3 protein-coding genes are annotated in these 3068 nt (G+C 63.6%); all 3 read left to right on the top strand.

Going from position 1 to position 3068, the window contains the following annotated elements; all coding sequences use genetic code 11:
• The first annotated feature begins 201 nt into the window (after nt 1-201).
• Nucleotides 202-1068 (top strand): restriction endonuclease, encoded by an 867-nt coding sequence (locus EOM25_13525; protein ID NCC26193.1) that lies wholly within the window; start codon nt 202-204, stop codon nt 1066-1068.
• A gap of 64 nt (nt 1069-1132) precedes the next feature.
• Nucleotides 1133-1966 (top strand): methyltransferase domain-containing protein, encoded by an 834-nt coding sequence (locus tag EOM25_13520; protein NCC26192.1) that lies wholly within the window; start codon nt 1133-1135, stop codon nt 1964-1966.
• Nucleotides 1963-3068, top strand: a 1106-nt coding sequence (cbiT, locus tag EOM25_13515; GenBank protein ID NCC26191.1) for a precorrin-6Y C5,15-methyltransferase (decarboxylating) subunit CbiT, incomplete at its 3' end; no start/stop codon positions are given. The genes EOM25_13520 and cbiT, both read left to right, overlap by 4 nt.

The raw sequence follows: 3068 nt of genomic DNA, 5'->3' as shown, positions 1-3068 counted from the left end.
GGTCTGCGAGCGGGCCGCGGCCAGGGCCTTGGAATTCGCCGGACGGCGGATGGCGATCCGGTACCTGTTGCTGGACGAAGATGGGACGGTGATTGCGGACAGTGGACGGGTTGGGTAGTCTTTTCGTCAACTGTATTGAATCATGCTTGAGTTTGGGATGGACAATCCCGAAATGGAAAACCATTGGGATCAGAGATGACAATGTCGAAAAAACGCCAAACCGAGTTCGTCAAGTGGTTCGGGCCCCTTCTGGATGCCTTGCGGGACTTGGGCGATTCAGGGCGGCCGCGCGAGGTTTCGGCCAAGATTGCCAAGAATCTGAATCTGCCCGATGAAATTTTGGATGAGACCCTCAAATCCGGCGAAAGCAAGTTCCACAACCAAGTGGCCTGGGCCCGACAGTATCTCGTCTGGGAGGGTCTCCTCGATTCGTCCAAGCGAGGCACTTGGACTCTGACGGATACAGGACGAACGGCCCAGATCACCGAGGCCCAGGCCCGGGAAATTTTCAAAAAATGGGTGGCCTTCCATGCCGAGCGGCGCAAGCACGACCAAGGCGACGAAGTGACGGAGACTTCGGTTCCTTCCGAAGATGCGACGTCGGAAGGAAAGCCGACGATTCTCGAGGTCTTGCGCTGCCTGAGCCCGCTCGGTTTCGAGAAAGTCTGCCGGGAGCTGCTGCGGGAATCGGGTTTCGAGAAGGTTGAGATCACTGGCGGTTCGGCCGACGGTGGCGTGGATGGCTTCAGCATACTGGAGATCAATCCCTTTGTCAGCTTCAGGGTTCTTTTCCAGTGCAAGCGCTACGCCGAGGGTCGACTGGTTTCCCGGGCCCAGGTCGGGGATTTCCGCAACGCCATGATCGGCCGGGCGGAAAAAGGCATCATCCTGACCACGTCAGCCTTTTCAAATGCCGCGATCCAGGAGGCCAGCCGGGATGGAGCGCCGCAGGTCGAGCTGGTGGACGGCGAAAAGCTGGTGAAAATGTTCGAGCGGGTTGAACTCGGAGTGACCAAGCGTACGGCCTACGACGTCGATCCGGTCTATTTCGAGAAATTCAGGGGCTGAATTTCTCCTGCTGGCGGGACGTCAATCATCGCCAACATCGATCGACCAATTCGGAGGTATTGAAATGAACGAGGACAAGATTCAAACTCTTCTGTACCGGCCAGAGTTTCCCCGCTCCAACGCCTATGACCCGGCCTGGGTCCTGGAGAACCAGATGGGGCCCAACGCCCTGTGGCTCGTGGAGTGGTTGACCCGGGAGCTGGACATCAAATCCGGTATGCGCGTTCTGGACCTGGGTTGCGGCAAGGCCATGACCAGTATTTTTCTGGCCCGGGAATTCGGGGTCCAGGTCTGGGCGGCCGACCTCTGGATCACCCCGGATCACAACCAAAAGCGGGCAGAGGAGGCCGGGGTCCAGGGATTGGTTTTTCCTTTCCGGGCCGAGGCCCATAGCCTGCCCTTTGCGGCAGATTTCTTCGACGCCGTGATCTCCATCGACGCCTATCAGTATTTTGGCACGGATATCCTCTACCTCCAATACCTCCTGCGTTTTGTCCGTCAGAATGGCCAGGTGGGCGTGGTCGTGCCCGGCTTGATGCGTGAGGTGGAGAGTGTTCCCGAGCACCTTGCCCGTCCCCAGGCCAACGGCAAGGTCTTTTGGGAAGACGAGTGCTGGTGCTTCCAGACGGCGGATTGGTGGCGTCGACATTGGGGCCGGAACAGCGGAGTGGGCGATTTGCGAGTGGACACCCTCCCGGACGGCTGGCGGTTGTGGCGCGATTTCGAGCGGGCCTTGGAGACCTCCGGCAAGGCCCTGTTCCCCTCGGATGCCGAGGCCCTGGAGCATGACCGCGGGGAACACCTCGGATTCGTCCGGGCCAGGTCCCGGAAAATCGGCGAGACCGGACTCAATTTCTACGACCCGGCCATTGGAATCGAGGTGGGCGTGGACCGATGACAGGTCGCCTGACCGTTCTGGGCGTGGGCATCGGTGGGGGCGAGATCCCGATGCCGGACGAGGCCCGCGAGGCCCAGGTCCTGGCCGGGGGCCGGGAACTGCTCGACCGGGCCTCATGGTTCGAGGGCGAGCGTCTGCCCATTGCCGCGCCGCTGGCCGCCTGGATCGCAGCCGTGGGTGAGCGTCTGAAGGCCGGCCGGAACGTTCTGGTCCTGGCCGACGGCGACCCCCTGTTCTTCGGCATCGGCCCAAGGCTCAAGGACCGCTTTCCCGAGGCCGTGTTCCGTCCGGGTCCGACCTGCCTCCAGGAGGCCGCGGCCAGGCTGGGCCTGCCCTGGGCCGGGGTTCCGACAGTCTCCCTGCACGGTCGGTCCGACTGGTCGCCCCTCTGGGCGGCCATGACCCATCACCCATGGGTAGGACTGTACACGGACAAAATGAGCGCTCCGGCCCAAGTGGCGGCTCGGGCGCTGGAACGCGGCGTCACCGGCTGGCGGATGCACGTCTTTGCCCGTCTGAACGCTTCCAACGAGGGCCGGGCATGCGTGGAGCTGGCCCAGGCCACGGGGCTCGAACTGCCCGGGCCGTGGTTCATCCTCCTGGAGCGGACCATGGAACCACCTTGTCGTCTGGTGCCGGGCCTGCGCGATAAGGATATCGTTTCCCGGGGCCGGCCCATGACCAAGGCCCCGGTGAGGGCCGTAGGTCTGGCCCGTTTGCGTCTCGGCCCCGAGGACACGGTCTGGGATCTGGGGGCCGGGTGCGGGTCCGTCTCCTTGGAGGCCTCGGCCATCCTGCCCCGGGGCCGGGTGATGGCCGTGGAGCGGGACCCGGGCCGGGCGGCCATCATCGCCGAGAACCGGGCCCGGTTTGGGGCCTGGATGATGGAGGTGGTCCAGGCCGAGGCCTCGGGTGTGCTGAAAGAGCTTTCGGTTCCGGATGCCGTGTTCGTCGGCGGCGGGATTCGGACTCCCGGCCTGCTGGAAGGCGTGGTCCAGGCCCTGCGGCCCGGAGGCCGCGTCGTGGTCCATGCCGTGCTCCTGGAATCCATGCACACGGCCATGCGGATTTTGACCGGCCTGGGCCTGGAGCCCGAACTGCT

Source organism: Deltaproteobacteria bacterium, from assembly GCA_009929795.1.
In the GTDB taxonomy this organism is placed as follows: Bacteria; Desulfobacterota; Desulfovibrionia; order Desulfovibrionales; family Desulfomicrobiaceae; genus RZZR01.
The sequence above is the reverse complement of the archived record's forward strand: the minus strand, read 5'-3'. Positions and strand labels throughout refer to the sequence as shown.